Annotated in this window: 15 protein-coding genes and 2 pseudogenes; 16 read left to right on the plus strand and 1 reads right to left on the minus strand. The window is 68.0% G+C overall.

Annotation, left to right across the window (positions count from 1 at the left end; translation table 11 throughout):
- Positions 1–61 precede the first annotated feature (61 nt).
- From AX284_RS06010 to AX284_RS06030, 5 genes and pseudogenes are all read left to right on the plus strand, one after another.
- Entirely contained in the window at positions 62–466 is a 405-nt protein-coding gene (locus AX284_RS06010; RefSeq protein ID WP_068384078.1) for a hypothetical protein, read from the plus strand.
- Positions 467–524: 58 nt separating this feature from the next.
- Positions 525–807 (plus strand): annotated as a pseudogene (locus AX284_RS06015) (ABC transporter permease); the annotation flags it as partial.
- A 145-nt stretch (positions 808–952) separates the two neighbouring features.
- Positions 953–1,980 (plus strand): annotated as a pseudogene (locus AX284_RS06020) (ABC transporter substrate-binding protein).
- The gene (locus AX284_RS06025) at positions 1,980–2,801 is read left to right on the plus strand and encodes an ABC transporter ATP-binding protein (protein WP_068384080.1); all 822 of its coding nucleotides are present in this window, start codon (positions 1,980–1,982) and stop codon (positions 2,799–2,801) included. Before AX284_RS06020 ends, AX284_RS06025 begins: the two are co-directional and overlap by 1 nt.
- Positions 2,798–3,577: an ABC transporter permease gene (locus tag AX284_RS06030; protein ID WP_064308771.1), complete on the plus strand. Its 780-nt coding sequence runs from the start codon at positions 2,798–2,800 to the stop codon at positions 3,575–3,577. The genes AX284_RS06025 and AX284_RS06030 overlap by 4 nt, the downstream gene beginning before the upstream one ends.
- 21 nt (positions 3,578–3,598) lie before the next feature.
- Here AX284_RS06030 and AX284_RS06035 read toward each other — a convergent pair whose 3' ends face one another.
- Positions 3,599–4,444, minus strand: coding sequence for a GNAT family N-acetyltransferase (locus tag AX284_RS06035; RefSeq protein WP_068384082.1), 846 nt, complete (start codon positions 4,442–4,444; stop codon positions 3,599–3,601).
- Positions 4,445–4,627: 183 nt separating this feature from the next.
- On the opposite strand from AX284_RS06035, the gene AX284_RS06040 reads away from it, so the two are divergent.
- The 11 genes from AX284_RS06040 to argE all read left to right on the plus strand — a co-directional run bounded on the left by AX284_RS06040 (position 4,628) and on the right by argE (position 18,287).
- Entirely contained in the window at positions 4,628–6,103 is a 1,476-nt protein-coding gene (locus tag AX284_RS06040) for an aldehyde dehydrogenase family protein (protein WP_068384084.1), read from the plus strand.
- 164 nt (positions 6,104–6,267) lie between these two features.
- Positions 6,268–6,939, plus strand: a complete 672-nt coding sequence (locus AX284_RS06045; protein WP_064308769.1) for a haloacid dehalogenase type II — start codon at positions 6,268–6,270, stop codon at positions 6,937–6,939.
- 27 nt (positions 6,940–6,966) lie between these two features.
- A complete protein-coding gene (locus tag AX284_RS06050; protein ID WP_068384087.1) occupies positions 6,967–8,259 on the plus strand; it encodes an NAD(P)/FAD-dependent oxidoreductase in 1,293 nt (430 codons plus the stop codon).
- Between the two features lie 609 nt (positions 8,260–8,868).
- Positions 8,869–10,506: an ABC transporter substrate-binding protein gene (locus tag AX284_RS06055; protein ID WP_068384089.1), complete on the plus strand. Its 1,638-nt coding sequence runs from the start codon at positions 8,869–8,871 to the stop codon at positions 10,504–10,506.
- 72 nt (positions 10,507–10,578) lie between these two features.
- Complete coding sequence (locus tag AX284_RS06060) at positions 10,579–11,535, plus strand: ABC transporter permease (protein ID WP_068384091.1); 957 nt, start codon at positions 10,579–10,581, stop codon at positions 11,533–11,535.
- Positions 11,532–12,434 (plus strand): ABC transporter permease, encoded by a 903-nt coding sequence (locus AX284_RS06065; RefSeq protein WP_068384093.1) that lies wholly within the window; start codon positions 11,532–11,534, stop codon positions 12,432–12,434. The genes AX284_RS06060 and AX284_RS06065 overlap by 4 nt, the downstream gene beginning before the upstream one ends.
- A 1-nt stretch (position 12,435) precedes the next feature.
- The gene (locus AX284_RS06070; RefSeq protein WP_068384094.1) at positions 12,436–14,280 is read left to right on the plus strand and encodes an ABC transporter ATP-binding protein; all 1,845 of its coding nucleotides are present in this window, start codon (positions 12,436–12,438) and stop codon (positions 14,278–14,280) included.
- Entirely contained in the window at positions 14,277–14,582 is a 306-nt protein-coding gene (locus tag AX284_RS06075) for a (2Fe-2S)-binding protein (protein ID WP_017639902.1), read from the plus strand. Before AX284_RS06070 ends, AX284_RS06075 begins: the two co-directional genes overlap by 4 nt.
- Entirely contained in the window at positions 14,567–15,982 is a 1,416-nt protein-coding gene (locus tag AX284_RS06080) for an FAD/NAD(P)-dependent oxidoreductase (RefSeq protein ID WP_068384096.1), read from the plus strand. The genes AX284_RS06075 and AX284_RS06080 overlap by 16 nt, the downstream gene beginning before the upstream one ends.
- On the plus strand, positions 15,979–17,139 hold the full coding sequence (locus AX284_RS06085; protein ID WP_068384098.1) for an NAD(P)/FAD-dependent oxidoreductase: 1,161 nt from the start codon (positions 15,979–15,981) through the stop codon (positions 17,137–17,139). The genes AX284_RS06080 and AX284_RS06085 overlap by 4 nt, the downstream gene beginning before the upstream one ends.
- Positions 17,136–18,287, plus strand: coding sequence for an acetylornithine deacetylase (gene argE / locus AX284_RS06090; RefSeq protein ID WP_068384100.1), 1,152 nt, complete (start codon positions 17,136–17,138; stop codon positions 18,285–18,287). The genes AX284_RS06085 and argE overlap by 4 nt, the downstream gene beginning before the upstream one ends.
- Positions 18,288–18,303 lie beyond the last annotated feature (16 nt).

The raw sequence follows: 18,303 nt of genomic DNA on the forward strand, positions 1-18,303 counted from the left end.
GGCTGGCAGGGTGGCGGGATTTACCTCATGCTGGGCGTCCCGCTCTCGACCAATTACCGCAATGACCTCGTCCCTGATTCTGCGTAGCTGCCTGCTGTCCGCCGCGCTGTTGCTGCCGCTGTGTTCCGCCCAGGCGGCCATTCCCAGTCTCAAGCCGGCCAACACCTGCGTGCGCAGCGCCTTCGTGCTGCGCTGCCAGGACAGGCAGGGCGGCTGGTATGGGGTGGCGGTGCAGGGCAACGATACCCTGATGCGCGGCTACGATCCGGTCTCGGGCCTCTCCTGGTCCCAGACCAGCACCCGACTGGGGCGGCTGCAGTTCTTCAGCGGCCTGACCAGCGACGGCAACCTTTGGCTGGGTCGTACCCGCCAGCTGGGCTGGAACGTCATCAGCCGCTTCTCCACCTCCCAGGGCGACCGCGCCCGCACCAGCTGCAATCGCGTGGCGGGGTGCGAGTGGCGCTAGCAGGAGGGCTGCGCTTGAGGGGCGCCCGTCACTCGCATGTGTCCCGCTTGCGGCGTCATTGGCCCACAGCCTGAGCGCTACCCGCTGGGAAATCCTGCGGCGGGTAATCCTGCCCGGCGTGCTGGGCCAGGTGCTGACCGGCGTGCGCCTGGCCATCGGCATCCTCTAGATCGTGCTGGTGCCCTGCGAGATGCTCGGCGTCAGCACCGGTCTGGGCTACTACATCCTCGACACCCGCGACCGCCTGGCCTATGGCGAGCTGATGGCCCTGGTGCTGCTGATCGGCCTGCCTGAACGTGCTGGCGCGGCAGCTGCACCAGCGCTTCCTACCTGGGCGATAGCGGAAAGAATATGGTTAGAGTGAAAGATTATGGGGTCTAACCATTCGATCTATTCATAAAGAATCTGGGTCTTTGGAGTCGTCCGCCACCCTGGGGCAGCATGCCTAGCCGTTCGTACGAGCTGACAACCAGGACAGGAGCCCCAATGGATCTCGAGCCACTCAACCGACGCCGCTTCATTCGACAGCTAACCACCGTAACCGCCCTGGGTGCCCTGGGTACCAGCCTGTTCGGCTGCGACGACAAACCCGGTACCCAGGCCGGCGCACCGGCAGTGATCGGCCAGCGCTCGGATCAGGTGGTCCCTTTCCGCTACCCCGACAACCCTACCTTCGATCTGGTCTACGTCGCCGACTCCCTGGGCTACTTCGAGGGTACCCGGGTGCGTCCCCAATACGTCGGCAAGGTCGCCGCGCCGCAGATCATCCCGCTGGTCGGCACCGGCGAGCTGGACCTGGGCACGCGCATGGTGCCGCTGGTGATCTCCGCCATCGCCAGCGGCCTCGACCTCAAGGTGGTGGCCGCCGGGGGCAAGACGTTGCAGGAAGCGCCGCACATGAAGTACTTCGTGCGCGACGACTCGGGTATTCGCACGCCCAAGGCAAGACGGTGGGCTTCAACAGCTTCGGCGCCTGCGCCGAGTTCGTCACCAAGAAATACCTGCGCCAGCAAGGCGTGGACGTCGATCGCATCAAATGGGTGGTGGTCCCGGACGTCCAGGCCGAACAGACGCTCGCCACCGGCAACATCGATCTGGCGATCATCCATCCGCCCACCTCCGGCAGCGCCGAGCACAATCCCGCCCTGCGCAAGCTGTGGAGCGATTTCGACCTGGACGAGGGGTTGGGCGGCATGGCGCCCTACAGCGCCCATGGCCGCTTTCTGCGCGACCATCCCGAGGCTGCGCGGGACGTGGTCCAGGCGCTGGCCAAGGCGGCCAACTGGGTCAACGGGCATCCCGACGACGCCCGCAAGATCACCGCCGAGCGCCTGGGCATGAAGCTGGAACTGGTCGAGCGCTTCGCCTACGTCGACGATCTGGTTATCACCGAGCCGCCGATCCAGTACTACATCGACATCCTCGAACACGAAGGCAAGCTCAAGCCCGGCGCGGTGCAGGTCAAGGACGTCTACACCAATGCCTTCAATCCCTTTGTCCGGGGTACCGTCTGATGAGCGCCAAGATCGTCGCCCGGGGCCTGGCGCTGGCCTATGACGGCCTTAGCGAAAGCGGCGCCCAGGAGCGGGTACCGGTGTTGCAGGACTTCGACCTGGAGGTGCGCCAGGGCGAATTCCTGGCGGTGCTGGGGCCTTCCGGCTGCGGCAAGTCCACCTTCCTCAACATTCTCGCCGGTCTGGCGCAGAAGAGCGCGGGTGAGCTGACCATCGACGGCCGACCGTTGCAAGGCATCAATCCGCATCAGGGCGTGGTATTCCAGGGCTATGCGCTGCTGCCGTGGCGCTCGGTGCTGGACAACATCGCCATCGGTCTGGAGATTCGCGGGGTGGGGCGTCGCGAGCGGCTCGCGACGGCGCGGGAGTATCTGGCGCTGGTAGGGCTGGAGGGGCAGGGCGCTCGCTATCCCCACGAACTCTCCGGCGGCATGCGCCAGCGGGTGGCCATCGCCCGCGCCCTGGCCTATGTGCCGGACGTGCTGTTGATGGACGAGCCCTTCGCCGCGCTGGACGCCCAGACCCGCGAGCATCTGCAGGACGAGTTGCTGCGCATCTGGGACGGGCAACGCAAGACCATCGTCTTCATCACCCACAGTCTCGACGAGGCGATCTTCCTCGCCGACCGGGTCGCGGTGATGACGCCCCGCCCGGGGCGGGTCCACCGCTTGCTCGACATCGACCTGCCGCGTCCGCGGGCGGCCGAGGTGCGCAACACCCCGGCCTTCGCGGCCTTGCGCCAACAGGCCTGGGAAGCCCTGCGCGGGGCGCCTGCACCCGTGCCGTCAGCGGCACCGCGACGCCAGGAGGTAGGCGCATGAAGCTGATACGCCATTCCCGTCGGCTGCTCGACGGCAGCCTCGGCATCCTGCTGTTCCTGTCGCTCTGGGAGGCCTTGCCGCGGCTGGGCCTGGTCAACCCCGGCTACCTGAGTCCGCCCTCGGTGGTGCTGCAGAGCATCCTCGACCTGGCGCGCGATGGCAGCCTGGCGCGGCACCTCGGCGCCAGCCTGCTACGCTCGCTGGCCGGCCTGCTGCTGGCCATAGGCGCAGGGGTGCTCCTGGGCCTGCTGATGGGCTGGTTCATCCGCCTTGAACGGCTGCTCGATCCACTGCTGCAACTGTTCCGCCAGACCAGCGCCCTGGCGCTGTTCCCGGTGTTCATCCTGTTCCTGGGCATCGGCGAGGCCTCGAAGATCGCCATCATCTTCTGGGCGTCCTTCTGGCCGATCCTGCTGAGCACCATCAGCGGCGTGAAGCAGGTGGATGCGCTGCTGGTGAATTCGGCGCTGTCCATGGGGGCCAACCGGCGCTTCCTCTTTCTCAAGGTGGTGCTGCCGGCGGCGGCGCCGTCGATCTTCACCGGCATCCGCCTGGCCGGTGCCTATTCCATCACCGCGCTGGTGGCCGCCGAGATGATCGGCGCCCACTCGGGGCTGGGCTTTCTCACCCTCAACTCCCAGGAGGTGTTCCAGATCCCCAGCATGTACGCCGGCATCCTGCTGCTGGCAGTGGTGGGCTTGGCGCTCAATGCGGTGCTGGCCCTGCTGGAAGCACGGCTGCTGCGCTGGCGGCGTGGCTTGTCGGCGCGTGCTTGAGCCCGGCTCGATTTGCGCGGATCAACCCAGCGCCTGGGTCAGCAGCGCGAACTGATCCAGGCCATCGCGGGATACCGGCGCCTCGCCCCTGGCCATCTGCTCGACCTCGTCGACCTGGGGGATGCCCAGCTCGCTGAGCCAGGGATTGAGGCCGCTACGAGCCGTCACGTCGAAGCGCACATAGCGCCCTTCGGCGTGGCGCAGCAGGGCGAGGATCAGCGCCCTGGCCTGGTCGGCGGATTCGGCGATCACCGGACCGACCGACAACCCGCGACCGTAAGGACGCAACAAGGCGAAGCCGCGCAGCTGGCCGCCACGTTCCAGGCCGACAATGCGCTCGGCCTGTGGCAGCAGTTCCTGAAGCAAGGTGGTGCGGTCCAGGCCGGTAGCGGCCTGGGCGAGGCGCTGCAGCTGGGGAGCTGCGGCCAGCGTCAGCTCCTGAACCTGGCTTTCCAGCGGGTGGCGCTGGTCGTCCATGGCCGGCAGCGTCGCGATCTGGTGCTGATAGATACGCTCGTAGGAGACGAAGCCCTGGCTGCGATAGAGCGGGGCGCCGCGCAGGGTGGCGACCAGCAACGGCGTGCGGGTGCCCGCCAGGCCGATCAGGCCGTCCATGAGGCGGCGGCCGTGGCCCTGGCCCTGGTGACTGTCGGCGACGATCACCAGGCCGATGGTGGCGTAATCGCCCTGGGGGACGCAGAAGCCGGTCCCGAACACGCCCTGGTCGTCCTCCAGCGCCAGGCCTTCGCCGGTATGGAACAGGCATTGCCAGTCTTCCGGCCGATGAGGCCAGTGCAGCGCCTGGGACAGGCGGTAGGCGGTAGCGAGGTCGGTTTCGCGCAGGGGTCTCAGGGTGGCGTGGGACACGGCAGGGCTCCGGTTCGGGTCTGGCTGATGCAGACGTCAGCCTAGCAAGACGCGACGGCAGATTCGGTTGCCGATGGCCGGGTGCAGCGGCGTGAGGCGCCGAAGGTCCGGGCCAGATCGGCAAAAGATGGCGGTCCGCCGGCCTAGCATGGGGCCAAGCCCACAGCCCTAGCGGAGCGCGCCATGGCCTCGTTCGACCCCAGAGAAGTTGCGGTTCGTTGTGCCCATTTCATCGGCGGCCGCAGCCGCGATGCCCGTGCCGAGCTGGAGGTGTTCCGGCCCTCCGATGGCGGCTTCCAGAGCGGGCTGCCGTGCGCCTCGGCGGATCTGGTAGATGAGGTGGTGGAAGGCACCTGGCGCGCCTGGAAGGCCAGTGACTGGGCCAGCCGTCCGCCCCGGGAACGGGCGCGGGTGATGCGCCGCTGGGCCGATCTGGTGGAGGCCGATGGCGCGGTGCTCGGTCCGCTGGAAGCCGTGGGCTCGACCCGTCCGCTGCGCGAGGTGCTGGCCTGGGACATCCCCTATGTGGCCGAGGGCATCCGCTTCTTCGCCGAATTTGCCGACAAGCACGGCGGCGAGGTGGCGGCCACCGCCACCAGTCACCTGGGCCTACAGATCACCGAGCCCTATGGCGTGGTGGGCGCCATCGCCCCGTGGAATTTTCCGCTGAGCATGGCCGGCTGGAAGATCGCGCCGGCGCTCGCGGCCGGCAATGCGGTGGTGATCAAGCCGTCGGAGCTGACGCCCTTTTCCATCCTGCGCCTGGCTGAGCTGGCCACGCTGGCCGGGCTGCCCGCCGGCATCCTCAGCGTGGTTCAGGGCGATGGCCGGGTGACCGGCGATGCCCTGTGCCGGCATCCGCGCATCGGCAAGGTCACTTTCACCGGCTCCACGGGTACCGGCACCGCCATCATGACCGCCTGCGCCGAGAGCGGCCCCAAGCCGGTGACCCTGGAGCTGGGCGGCAAGAGTCCGCAGCTGGTGTTCGCTGATGCGCCGGATCTGGCACGGACCGCCCGCAGCGTGGCAGCGGCCATCACCGGCAATGCCGGCCAGGTCTGCGTGTCGGGTTCGCGGCTGCTGGTGCAGCGCGCCGCCCTGGAGCCGATGCTGGAAGGCATCCGCGCGGCCTTCGTCGACTTGCGTCCCGGGCCTACCTGGTCGGCAGCAGCGACGCTGTCGCCGATCATTTCCCAGCGCCAGGGCCAACGTATCCAGGACATCGTCACCCGCAGCCAGGCGGCCGGCGCAGAGATCCTGGTTGGCGGCGCCTTGGAGGAGGGGCTGGGCGGCGCCTACTATCAGCCGACGTTGATCACCGGGGTCGGCGCGGACAATCCCGCCGTGGGCGAAGAGATCTTCGGTCCGGTGCTGACCGTGCAGGTGTTCGACGACGAAGCCGAGGCCCTGGCCCTGGCCGATCACCCCACCTATGGCCTGGCCGCCGGGGTGCACACTGCCGACCTCGGCCGAGCGCTGCGCCTGACCCGCGCCCTGGAAGCCGGCACCGTCTGGGTCAATCGCTATGGCCGCAGCCACGACTGGATCATCCCCACCGGTGGCTACAAGCGTTCCGGCATCGGCAAGGACCTGGGTCGCGCCGCCTATGAGGCGACCTTGCGTAGCAAGAGTGTGCTGATCGATCTGGAGCATTCCTGAGAAGGCCGCAAACAATGCTGGCTCCTACCGGTAAAACGGTTTTTTCTATCTCCCACGTCGCCTGAAAGCGGACAACTGTCAGGCCCACCGATGCTGTAATGCGTGCCAGGGACGCCAACAATGTCCCGGCCTTCACTCCCGACCCTCGTCAAAGGACCCTTGCCATGACCGCCTTTCGGCCCAAGTACATCACCTTCGACTGCTACGGTACCCTGACCCGTTTCCGCATGTCCGACATGGCCCGCGAGATGTTCGCCGACCGCATTCCAGCTGAGGCGATGGACCAGTTCTGTAAGGATTTCAACGGCTATCGCTTCGACGAGGTGCTTGGCGCCTGGAAGCCCTATTCGGAGGTGCTGTACGCGGCAGTGGAGCGCACCTGCAAGCGCTGGGGCATCTCCTTCACCGACGCCGAGGCCAATGCCTACTATGAGGCGGTGCCGAGCTGGGGCCCGCATCCCGACGTGACCGCGGGCCTGGCCAAGATCGCCGACAAGATCCCGCTGGTGATCTATTCCAACGCCGCCGACGAGCAGATCATGTCCAACGTCGACAAGCTGGGCGTGCCCTTCCACCGCGTCTTCACCGCCGAGCAGGGCCAGGCCTACAAGCCGCGCCTGCAGGCCTTCGAATACATGCTGGACAACCTCGGCTGCGGTCCGGAAGACGTGCTGCATGTGTCGTCGAGCTTCCGCTACGACCTCATCCCGGCCGACTACATGAACATCCAGAACAAGGTGTTCGTGAATCGCGGCCACGAGCCGAGCACGCCGTTCTACCGCAACACCGAGATCAAGGACATCGGCGGCCTGGCCGCCGTGGTCGGTCTCGAATAACACCCTGAGCTGCCGGAGCGCCCGCCCATGAGTCTTGGCCCAGCATCGTCCGATTCCTACTGGCTGGCGACCGCGCCGGGCTTTACTGGGGCCACCCCGGGGCCGGTGGTGGGCGAGGTGGATGTCGCCGTCATCGGCGGCGGCTTCACCGGGCTCTCCGCGGCGGTGGCCCTGCGCCGGCGCGGTGCCAGCGTGGCCGTGCTGGAGGCCGGTCGGGTGATCGGCGAAGCCTCCGGGCGCAACGGCGGGCACTGCAACACCGGGGTCGCCCAGGACTACGCGGCCCTGCACGCCAGCCTGGGTGCCGAGCGCGCGCGGGCCTTCTACCAGGCCTATGCCGATGCGGTGGCCAGCGTGGAGGCAGTGATCGCCGAGGAGGGCATCGGCTGCGATTTTCACAAGGCCGGCAAACTCAAGTTGGCGGCCAAGCCGCAGCACTATGACAACCTGGCACGTACCTGCGAGCTGATCCGCCGGGAGGTGGACCCGGACGTGGAGCTGCTCAACGCCGCCCAGGTGCGGATCGAGGTGGCCTCCGATGGTTTCCACGGTGGTCTGCTACAGCGCAATGGCGCCCAGATGCACATGGGGCGGTTTGGTGTGGGCCTGGCGGAGGCGGCGGTCCGGCGTGGCGCCCAGGTCTACGAAGGCGCAGCGGTCAGCGATCTGCAGCGGCTGCCCGATGGCAGCTTTCGCGTGATCAGCGCCAAGGGCGAGCTGCGCGCCCGCCAGGTGCTGGTGGCGACGGGCAATGCCCGGGTCGGCCCCTTCCAGTGGTTTCGGCGGCGCATCGCCTCGGTAGGCAGCTTCATCATCGCCACCGCGCCGCTGCCCAAGGCGCAGCTGGACGAGCTGCTGCCCAACCGCCGCACCTATGTTACCAGCCGCATCATCGGCAACTATTTCCGCACCACCCCGGACCACCGGTTGATCTTTGGCGGTCGGGCGCGTTTCGCCCTGTCCGATCCACGCCAGGACGCCAAGAGCGGCGCCGTGTTGCGCGCCGCCCTGGGGCAGCTGTTTCCCAGCCTGGCCCAGACGCCCATCGACTATTGCTGGGGCGGGCTGGTGGACATGACCGCCGACCGCCTGCCCCGCGCCGGCGAGCAGGACGGCCTGTTCTATGCCATGGGCTACAGCGGCCACGGCGTGCAGATGGCGGTGCACATGGGCCGGGTGATGGCCGAGGTGCTGGAAGGGCGCAGCCAGTCCAACCCCTGGCGGGTGCTGGACTGGCCGGCCATCCCCGGCCACTTCGGCAAGCCCTGGTTCCTGCCGCTGGTGGGGTTGTATTACCGGGTCCAGGATCGCCTGCACTAGGTTCTGTACGAAAAGTGCCTGCGCTCGGTGATGCTTCGTTGAAAAAGGCCTGGATCGCCAGCCGGTCGGAATGCTCATTTACTGCTCGTAAACTCCGCTTCCTCAGCCTTTTTCGCCTCGCCTGACCTTCGCTCGTCGACTTTTCGTACAGAACCTAGATCCTGAGCAACGAACCGCGCGCCCGGACCTGCCAACCAACCGCAGCGTCAAGGCGGGCGGTTTTGTCGTTTCTGCAGGCCAACGGGCGGTTTGGCATTTTCCCCTGTGCCAGGCAGGTGGCCGGCGTGAAAGCTGCTGCGAGGGTCGGCGTTCGCATCTTGTACCTGGTCGGAAACGCCGCTCCGCTGGCCAGCGAGACGGCTGGCAGCGCGCCAAACCCGGGCATGGGCAGCCCCGTTGCGCTGTGGCGACGCACACCGCAAACAATGCTGAGCGGCTTGGCCAAAACGGTCTTTTCTGTCTCGTCGCCTGCTCAATTCGACCGTATTCGACGAAGGGCCGGTGCTGTAATGAACCAGGCCGTGCGACACGGCGGCCACGAGGACAGTGCCGCAGGCCCGGGGAGGGGATCGCGGCGCTGGTGACAGAGCCCCCAACGAGCGAGCCGACATGACCGAGAAAAAGACTGGAAGTCCCCTGATAGGTGCTGCTGAAAGCGTGCGTGCCTTCGAGGCCCTGCAGCGGGGTGTGTCGCGGCGCGATGCGCTCCGCCTGCTCGGCGCCGCCGGGCTGCTGGCGACCGGCGTGGGCAGTCTGCTCGGCCGTGATGGTCAGGCCTTCGCGGCAGAAGATGCGGTCACCGGCACCCCGCGTCGCGGCGGTCGGGTGCGCGCCGCGGCGGCGGGTTCGTCCACCGCCGATACCCTCGACCCGGCCCGTGGCGCCTTTTCCGGTGACTACGCGCGCCACTATTTCTTCTACAACGGCCTGACCGTGTTCGACAGCCATCTGGAGCCGCAGATGGCCCTGGCCACCAGCTTCGACACCCAGGACGCCCTGACCTGGACGATCAAGCTGCGCCAGGGCGTGCAGTTCCATAACGGCAAGACCTTCGACAGCGCCGACGTCGTCTACTCGCTGCTGCGCCACAAGGACCCGGCGGTGGGCTCCAAGGTCAAGGCGCTGGCCGACCAGTTCGCCGAGATCACCGCGGTGTCATCCGACGAGGTGCGTATCCGCCTGGTGTCGCCGAATTCCGAGTTGCCCGCCGTACTGGCCATCTCGCCGTTCCTGATCATCGCCGATGGCACCAAGGACTTCTCCACCGCCAACGGCACCGGCCCCTTCAAGGTCAAGGAATTCAAGCCGGGGGTGCGCACCGTCGGCACGCGCAACGAAAACTACTGGAAGTCCGGCAAGCCCTATCTGGACGAGATCGAGCTGATCGGCATCGGCGACGAACCCTCGCGGGTCAATGCGCTGCTGGCCGGTGACGTCCAGCTGACCGTCTCGGTGGATCCGCGCTCCGCCGACCGCCTCAAGCAGAGCGGCAAACTCAAGATCGTGGCCAACACCTCGGGTGGCTACACCGATCTGATCATGCGCATCCCTAATCGGCCGTTCAACGATCCCAATGTGGTCGAGGGGATGAAGCTGCTGTTCGATCGCGAGCAGATTCTCAAGTCGGTGTTCCTGGGCTACGGCACCATCGGCAACGACCAGCCGATCATGCCCGGCACTCCCTATCACGCCGCGGACCTGCCGCAACGGCCCTATGATCCGGACAAGGCCAAGTTCCTCTTCCAGAAAGCCGGGATCGCCGGTGCGCGGATGCCGCTGGTGACCTCCACCGCCGCCGACAACGCCAACGAGATGGCCCTGGTGCTGCAGCAATCGGCACGCCAGGCCGGGCTCAACCTGATGGTCAACCGGGTCAGTGCCGACGGCTACTGGGACAACCACTGGATGAAGGATCCCCTGGGTTTCGGCAACATCAACGCCCGACCTACCGCCAACATCCTGCTATCGCAGTTCTTCAAGTCCGATGCACCCTGGAACGAATCGGGCTGGAAGAACGAGCAATTCGACCAGTTGCTGGTGGCCTCCCGTAGCGAGACCGACCTGGCCAAGCGCAAGCAGATGTACGCCGACATGCAGTTGCTGATCCACCAGCACGCCGGCATCGGCTTGCCGATCTTCACCAGTTCCATCGATGCCCATTCGCCCAAGCTCGGCGGCTACGGAATCATCCCTATCGGGGGCTTCATGGGCTACATGTTCGCCGAACACGTCTGGCTGGAGGCCTGACGCCCGGTGCCTGACGGCGAGTCGGTCCGCAGGGACAGGACTCGCCACTCCACGCTCAAGCAGGAGGTGGCTTTGGATCTTTCCGTGTTTTCCCTCATCGCCAGACGCCTCGGGGGCGGGTTGCTGACCCTGCTCATCGTCTCGTTGCTGGTGTTCTTCGTCTCGGCGCTGTTGCCGGGCGATGCCGCGCAGCAGGCCCTGGGCCAGTTCGCGCTGCCCGAGCAGGTCGCGGCGCTGCGCGCCCAGATGGGCCTCGACCAGCCGGCGCTGCTGCGCTACTTCCACTGGCTGAGCGGCCTGCTGCACGGCGATCTCGGCCAGTCCCTGGCCAGCCAGATGCCCATCGCCACGATGATCGGTGACCGGCTGGGCGGCTCGCTGATGCTGGCCGGCGTCACCGCCCTGGTGTCGGTGCCCCTGGCGCTCGGCCTGGGCATCGCCTCGGCGATGAACGCCGGCGGGCGGCTGGACCGGGCGCTCAACGTCTTCACCCTGGGCATCGTCGCGGTACCGGAATTCCTGGTGGCGACCCTCGCGGTGCTGGTTTTCGCCGTGCGCCTGCAGTGGACCTCCGCGCTGACCTTCGCCCACGACATCGCCGGCCCCCTGGACTTCCTGCGTGCCTACGCCTTGCCGGTGGGCACCCTGTGCTGCGTGATCGTGGCGCAGATGGCGCGCATGACCCGCGCCGCCCTGGTGGAGCAGCTGCAGAGTCCCTATGTGGAGATGGCCCGGCTCAAGGGCGTCGGTCCGGTGCGCGCCGTGCTGCGCCATGCCTTGCCCAACGCCGTGGGGCCCATCGCCAATTCCATCGCCCTGAGTCTTTCCTACCTGATGGGAGGGGTGGTGATCGTCGAGACCATCTTCAACTACCCGGGCATCGCCCAGCTGATGGTGGACGGCGTCGCCAGTCGCGACCTGCCGCTGATCCAGGCCTGCGCCATGCTGTTCTGCTGCGCCTACCTGGTGCTCATGACCCTGGCGGATCTCTGCGCCATCCTGTCCAATCCGAGGCTGAGAACGCTATGACCCGACCCGTGACTCCCGTACGTGCCGCGTCCGTCCTGCCGGTGGACGGCAAGACGCTCGATGCCCAGCTGTCGCCGCCGCGCACTCGTCGCCGCGCGCGTTGGTCACTGACCGGCATCATCGGCGGCATCCTGGTGGCCTTCTGGCTATTCCTCGCCGTGTTCGGCGCCTGGCTCGCGCCCTATGACCCAGGCGCCCTGGGCGACAGCGCGGTGCTGGCCGGCTACAGCGCCGTCCATCCGCTGGGCACCGATTACCTGGGCCGTGATGTGCTCAGCCGTATCCTCGACGGCGCCCGCTTCACCGTGGGCCTGGCGTTGATCGCGGCCGTGCTGGCCTGCGTGCTCGGCACCGGTCTCGGTCTGCTCGCGGCGCTGTCCGGGCGCTGGGTGGACGAGCCGCTGTCGCGCCTGATCGATGCACTGATCTCCCTGCCGAGCAAGATGCTGGCGCTGGTGATGGTCTCGGCTTTTGGCTCCTCGGTGCCCTTGCTGATCGTCATGGCGGTGGTGGGTTATGCCCCCGGCTGCTATCGGATCGCCCGCAGCCTGGCGATGAATCTCATCGAGCTGGAATACGTCCAGGTCGCCCGCACCCGTGGCGAGGGCCGGCTGTATATCGCCCTGTGCGAGATGCTGCCCAACATGCGCCTGCCGCTGCTCACCGACCTGGGCCTGAGATTCGTCTACATCGTGTTGCTGCTCAGCGGCATGAGCTTTCTTGGTCTTGGCGTGCAGCCGCCCAACGCCGACCTGGGCTCCCTGGTGCGGGAAAACATCGGCGGTCTGGCCGACGGCGCCCCGGCGGTGCTGATGCCGGCGCTGGCCATCGGCACCCTGACCGTGGGCGTCAACCTGCTCATCGACCGGTTCGGCGCGCGACGCCGGGGAGGGCGCTGAGATGGAACTGCTGGTAGAGGTCAAGGACCTGCGCGTGGTCGCCCAGGGCGACGACGGCAGCGAAACCCCCATCGTCAAGGACGTCGGCTTCAACCTGGCCAAGGGTGAGGTGCTGGCGCTGATCGGCGAGTCCGGCTCGGGCAAGACTACCATCGCCCTGTCGCTGCTCGGCTATGCCCGTGAGGGTTGCCGACTGGCCGGCGGCTCGATCCGCGTCGGCGATACCCAGGTGCTGGAGCTGGACGCCGCTGGCCTGCGCCGCCTGCGCGGTCGCACCGTGGCCTATATCGCCCAGAGCGCCGCGGCGGCCTTCAACCCGTCGCGGCGCCTGATGGAACAGATCATCGAGAGCGCCCTGATCCATGGTGTACTGACGCGCCAGGAAGCCGAAGCGCGGGCGCTGCAACTGTTCAGGGAGCTGGCGCTGCCGGATCCCGAGCACATTGGTCAGCGCTATCCGCACCAGGTCTCGGGCGGTCAGTTGCAGCGGCTGATGGCGGCCATGGCGCTGATCACCGATCCGACCCTGGTGATCCTCGACGAACCCACCACGGCGCTGGACGTGACCACCCAGATCGAGGTGCTGCGGGTGTTCAAGCAGGTGGTCCGCGAGCGGGGCGTGACCGCCATCTACGTCTCCCACGACCTGGCGGTGGTGGCGCAGATGGCCGATCGCATCCTGGTGCTCAACGGCGGCGAGGTCTATGAGAACCGCCGCACCGAACGGCTGCTGGCCAGCGCCCGCCATCCCTATACACGCAGCCTGTTGGCGGCGGCCCGGCCGGAGCCCCTGACAGACCGTGGCCTGCCCACGGTTGAGACCGCGGCGCCGGTACTGGAAGTGAAGGACCTGGTGGCCGGCTATGGCCCCAGCGGCGCCGATGGCCTGCCACGTTACCGGGTGCTGGAGGGTATCGATCTGCGCATCGCCGCCGGCCAGGCCCTGGGGGTGATCGGCGAATCCGGCTCGGGCAAGTCGACCCTTGCGCGGGTCATCGCCGGCTTGCTGCCACCGGCCCAGGGCAGCGTGCGCCTGGGCGGCGAACTGCTGCCACCGGGGCTGGACGGTCGCACCCGCGAGCAATTCCGCCGGGTGCAGCTGGTCTACCAGAATGCCGACACGGCGCTCAATCCGGCCCACAGTGTGGAGCGCATCCTCATGCGCCCGCTGGAGACCTATCACGCCTTCGACAAGGCCACCCGCCAGCGCAAGGTCCGCGAATTGCTCGACCGGGTACAACTCCCGGCCAGCCTCGCCAGCCGGCGTCCAGGCGAGCTTTCCGGTGGCCAGAAGCAGCGGGTCAACCTGGCCCGTGCCCTGGCCGCGGAACCCGAGCTGATCCTCTGTGACGAGGTCACCTCGGCGCTGGATACCGTGGTCGGCGCGGCCATTCTCGACCTGCTCGTCGAGTTGCGCCGTGAGCTGGGGCTGGCCTATCTGTTCATCAGCCACGACATTTCCACGGTGCGCAGCCTTTGCGACGAGGTACTGGTGCTCTATGCCGGGCAGCCCGTGGAACTGGGCACCCCGACCACCCTGCAGCATCCGCCGCTGCACCCCTACACCGAATTGCTCACCGCCTCGGTACCGGCGCTGCGCCAGGGCTGGCTGGAAGAGCAACCCATCCGCACGGCGGTCCCTCTGGTCTCGTCGCCGCCCGCCAGTGGTCGGCTCTGCAGCTTCCTGCAGCGCTGCCCGGTACGGCTCGAAGGCCGCTGCGACCAGGTGCCGCCACGGCCCCTGACGCTGGCCGGCGGCAACCGCATCCTCTGTCACCATGATGGCGAGACCCTGCAGCGGCTGCAGGGCGGCGCCGTGCTGCATTCCCAAGGAGTTCGCGCATGACTTCCCGCTTCCAGCGACTCGCCGAAACCGGCCGGCCGCAGGTCAGTCTCACCGTCGACGGGCTGCCGGTCACGGCCCTGGCCGGCGATACCCTGATGGTCGCCTTGCTCGCCAACGGTCCGGCGCTGCGGCGTTCCGAATTCGGTGACGAGCGCCGTGCCGGCTTTTGCCTGATGGGCGCCTGTCAGGATTGCTGGGTGTGGACCGCCGCCGGCGAGCGCCTGCGTGCCTGCGGCACCGAGGTCCGCGAAGGACTGCAGATCCTCACCGCGCAACCGGAGGCCATATGGAATCTGGCCTAGCCCAACCGGGCAAGAGCACTCCGCGGGTGGTCATCGTCGGCGCCGGTCCGGCCGGCGTGCGGTGCGCCGAGACCCTGCTGGCCGCCGGCATCAGCCCGGTGGTGATCGACGAGAATCGACGCGACGGCGGCCAGATCTATCGTCGTCAGCCCGAGGGCTTCCAGCGCGCCTATGCCACCCTCTATGGCAGCGAGGCGGCCAAGGCCGAGGACCTGCACCGCACCTTCGATGGTTTGCGCGGACGCCTCGATTATCACCCGGACACCCTGGCCTGGCACCTGCACGAGCGCACCCTCTACACGGTGCAGGGCAATCGCCAGCGCACCCTGGAGTTCGACGCCCTGGTGCTCTGTACCGGTGCCGGCGATCGGCTGCTGCCGGTGCCGGGCTGGAATCTGGCCGGCACCTATACCCTGGGTGGCGCCCAGATCGCCCTCAAGGCCCAGGCGGTGTCCATCGGCCGCCGGGTGATCTTCATGGGCAGCGGGCCCTTGCTCTATCTCGTCGCCGCCCAGTACCAGCAGGCCGGCGCCACGGTGGCGGCGGTACTCGACACCGCGCCGCTGCGCCTGCGTGCCCTGGCGACGCCCAAGCTGCTGGCCCGCCCGGGGGTGGCCTGGAAGGGTGTGCAGCTCATGGCCTCGCTCAAGCGCGCCGGGGTGCCGCTGCACCTGGGCGTCACCCCGCTGGAGATCCTCGGCGATGCCGAGCAGGGCGTGCGTGGCGTGGCCTTCGCCGATGCCCGCGGCCTGCGTCAGGAGGTGGTCGGCGATGCCGTGGGGTTGGGCTACCACCTGCGTCCGGAAACCCAACTGGCCGATCTGGCCCGTTGCGCCTTCGAATTCGAGCAGGCGACCGGCCAGTGGGTACTGCAACTGGACGGCGACGGCCGCACCTCCACGCCCGGCGTCTATGCCGCCGGGGATGGGGCGCGGGTACGGGGCGCCGACGGCGCCGAGCTGGCCGGGCAACTGGCCGCCTGCGCGGTCCTGACCGATCTCGGCCGCACGCCGCCCACGGGGCTCGCCGAGCACTGCCGCGAGGCGCTGGCGGTGCAGGAGCGCTTCCGCCTGGGCCTGGCCGAAGCCTTTCCCTGGCCGGCCAGGCAGATGGCCAGCTTGCCGGACACGGCGGTGGTCTGCCGCTGCGAAGGCATCACCGCCGGCGAGTTGCGCGCCGTGGTGCGCGAAAAGGGCGCTCGCGAGGCCAATCGCGCCAAGGCCTTCAGCCGCGTCGGCATGGGTCGCTGCCAGGGTCGCTATTGCGCCCAGGCCGGGGCGGAGATCATCGCCGCCGAATCCGGGGTGCCGGTCGAGACCGTTGGCCGCCTGCGTGGCCAGGCGCCGGTCCGGCCATTGCCGCTGGGCATCGTGACCAGCGAAGAGGAGGTTTCATCATGAGCCAGAATGCCGCCAACCAGGCCGACGTCATCATCGTCGGCGCCGGCATCATGGGCAGCGCCAGCGCCTTTTTCCTGCGGCGCCGGGGCTTGTCGGTGCTCCTGCTGGAGCGTGACCAGGTCGGGCGCTTCGCCAGTGGCACCAACTTCGGCAATGTCCGCCGTCAGGGCCGCTACCTGAGTCAGGTCGCACTGGCCACGCGGTCGCGGGGGATCTGGGGGCGGCTACCGGAGCTTATCGGGGACGATCTGGAGTTCATTCCCGGCGGCCATCTGCGGGTGGTCTACGATCCATCGCGCATCGCCATGCTGCATGAGTATGCACGGGCACCGGAGACCGCCGCCCTGGAGCTGCGGGTGCTCGAAGGCGCGGCCCTGCACGAAAAGTTTCCCTACCTGGGCCCCGAGGTGGTGGCCGGCTCCTATGCGCCCCACGATGGCCACGCCAATCCGCGCCTGGCCGCGCCGGCGTTCGCCCGCGCCGCGATGCGCGAAGGCGTCGATCTGCAGGAAGGGGTCGAGATCACCCAGGTCACCAAGCCGGGCGGTGACTTCCTGGTGCAGGCCGCCGATGGTCGCCGCTACCAGGCGCCACGGTTGCTGGTCACCGCCGGGGCCTGGGGCAGCCGGTTGTCGAGCCAGTTCGGCGAGCCGGTGCCCATCGAGACCCACGGGCCGCAGATGGGCGTTACCGAGCCCTTGCCCTATGCCTTCAAGGAAGCGGTGGGCGTGTCTTCGCCGCTGGTGAGCGAGACCATCTATTTCCGCCAGATCCCGCGGGGCAACGTGATCTTTGGCGGCTGCTTCCGTACCCGACCGGATCTGGACACCCGTCTGGCCCGCGCCGAACCCCACGGCCTGCTCAATCAGCTCACCCAGCTGCGCCGTCTGGCGCCGGCGCTGGGGCGGGTCAACGTGATCCGTACTTGGAGCGGGGTCGAGGGCTACATCGCCGACGACCTGCCGATCATGGGCCCCAGCAGCCAGGTGCCGGGGCTCTACTACGCCTTCGGTTTCTGTGGTGCCGGCTTCCAGCTCGGCCCGGGGGTAGGGGACACCATGGCCGAGCTGATCGCCACCGGCCATACCGACACCCCCCTGGCGGCTTTCGACGTGGCCCGTTTCGCGCAACCGCGCCGGGAGAGCCTTGCCGGATGAACAGCCAGGATCTGCTGCGCACCCTGATCGGCTTCCCCACCGTTTCCGCCGACTCCAACCTGGCGCTGATCAGGCATGTGCAGGGGTTGCTGGAAGCCGCCGGCATCGCCTGCCGGCTGGTGCTGGACGAGAGCGGGCGCAAGGCCAATCTCTACGCCAGCGTGGGGCCTGCCGACGTACCGGGGGTGCTGTTGTCCGGGCATACCGATGTGGTGCCGGTGGAAGGCCAGGCCTGGACCTTGCCACCCTTCGCCGGCACCCTGCAGGACGGCCGGATCTACGGGCGCGGTGCCTGCGACATGAAGGGTTTCGTCGCCTGCGCGGTGGTGGCCCTGCTGGACGCCGCTCGCGGTGAACCGCTGAAACGACCCCTGCAGTTGGCGCTCTCCCACGACGAGGAGATTGGTTGCGTCGGTGTACGGCGACTGCTGGAGGTGCTGGAGCTGACTCCGGTGCGGCCTTTCCTCTGCATCGTCGGCGAACCCACGAACATGCAGGTCGTCCTTGGCCACAAAGGAAAGGCGGCGTTGCGCGCCCACTGCCAAGGCCAGGAAGGGCACTCTTCGCGCGCCCCGCTGCACGTCAACGCCATCCACCTGGCCAGCGATCTGGTCACGGCCCTGCGCACCAGCCAGCGGCGCCTGGCGGAAGAGGGCGCCCGTGACGCGGCCTACGACATTCCCTACACCACCCTGCATGTCGGCCGGATCGATGGCGGCAAGGCGCTGAATATCGTGCCCAATCTCTGCACCCTGGATTTCGAGATCCGCCACCTGCCGGCGGACGATCCCGCCAGCCTGGTGGCCAAGCTGCAGGAAACGGCGGACCGCCTGGTCAGGGAGGCGCGGCAGACGTCAGCCAAGGCTGCCATCGAGATCGAGACGGTCAATGCCTATCCAGGCCTGGACACCCATCCCAGTGTCGAAGCCGTGCGCTTCCTGCAGACCCTGGTCGAGCCCGGCACTGCCCAGCTCAAGGTGGCCTTCGGCACCGAGGGCGGCCTCTTCGCCAATCGTCTGGACACCCCGGTGGTGGTCTGCGGGCCCGGCAGCATCGAGCAGGCGCACAAGCCCGATGAGTACGTCGAGATCAGCCAGCTGGAAGCCTGTGATGCCTTGCTCGGACGGTTGCGAGTGGCCTTGGGCTAAGGGCACCCCGAGCCTC

Source organism: Pseudomonas sp. HUK17 (genome assembly GCF_001566765.1).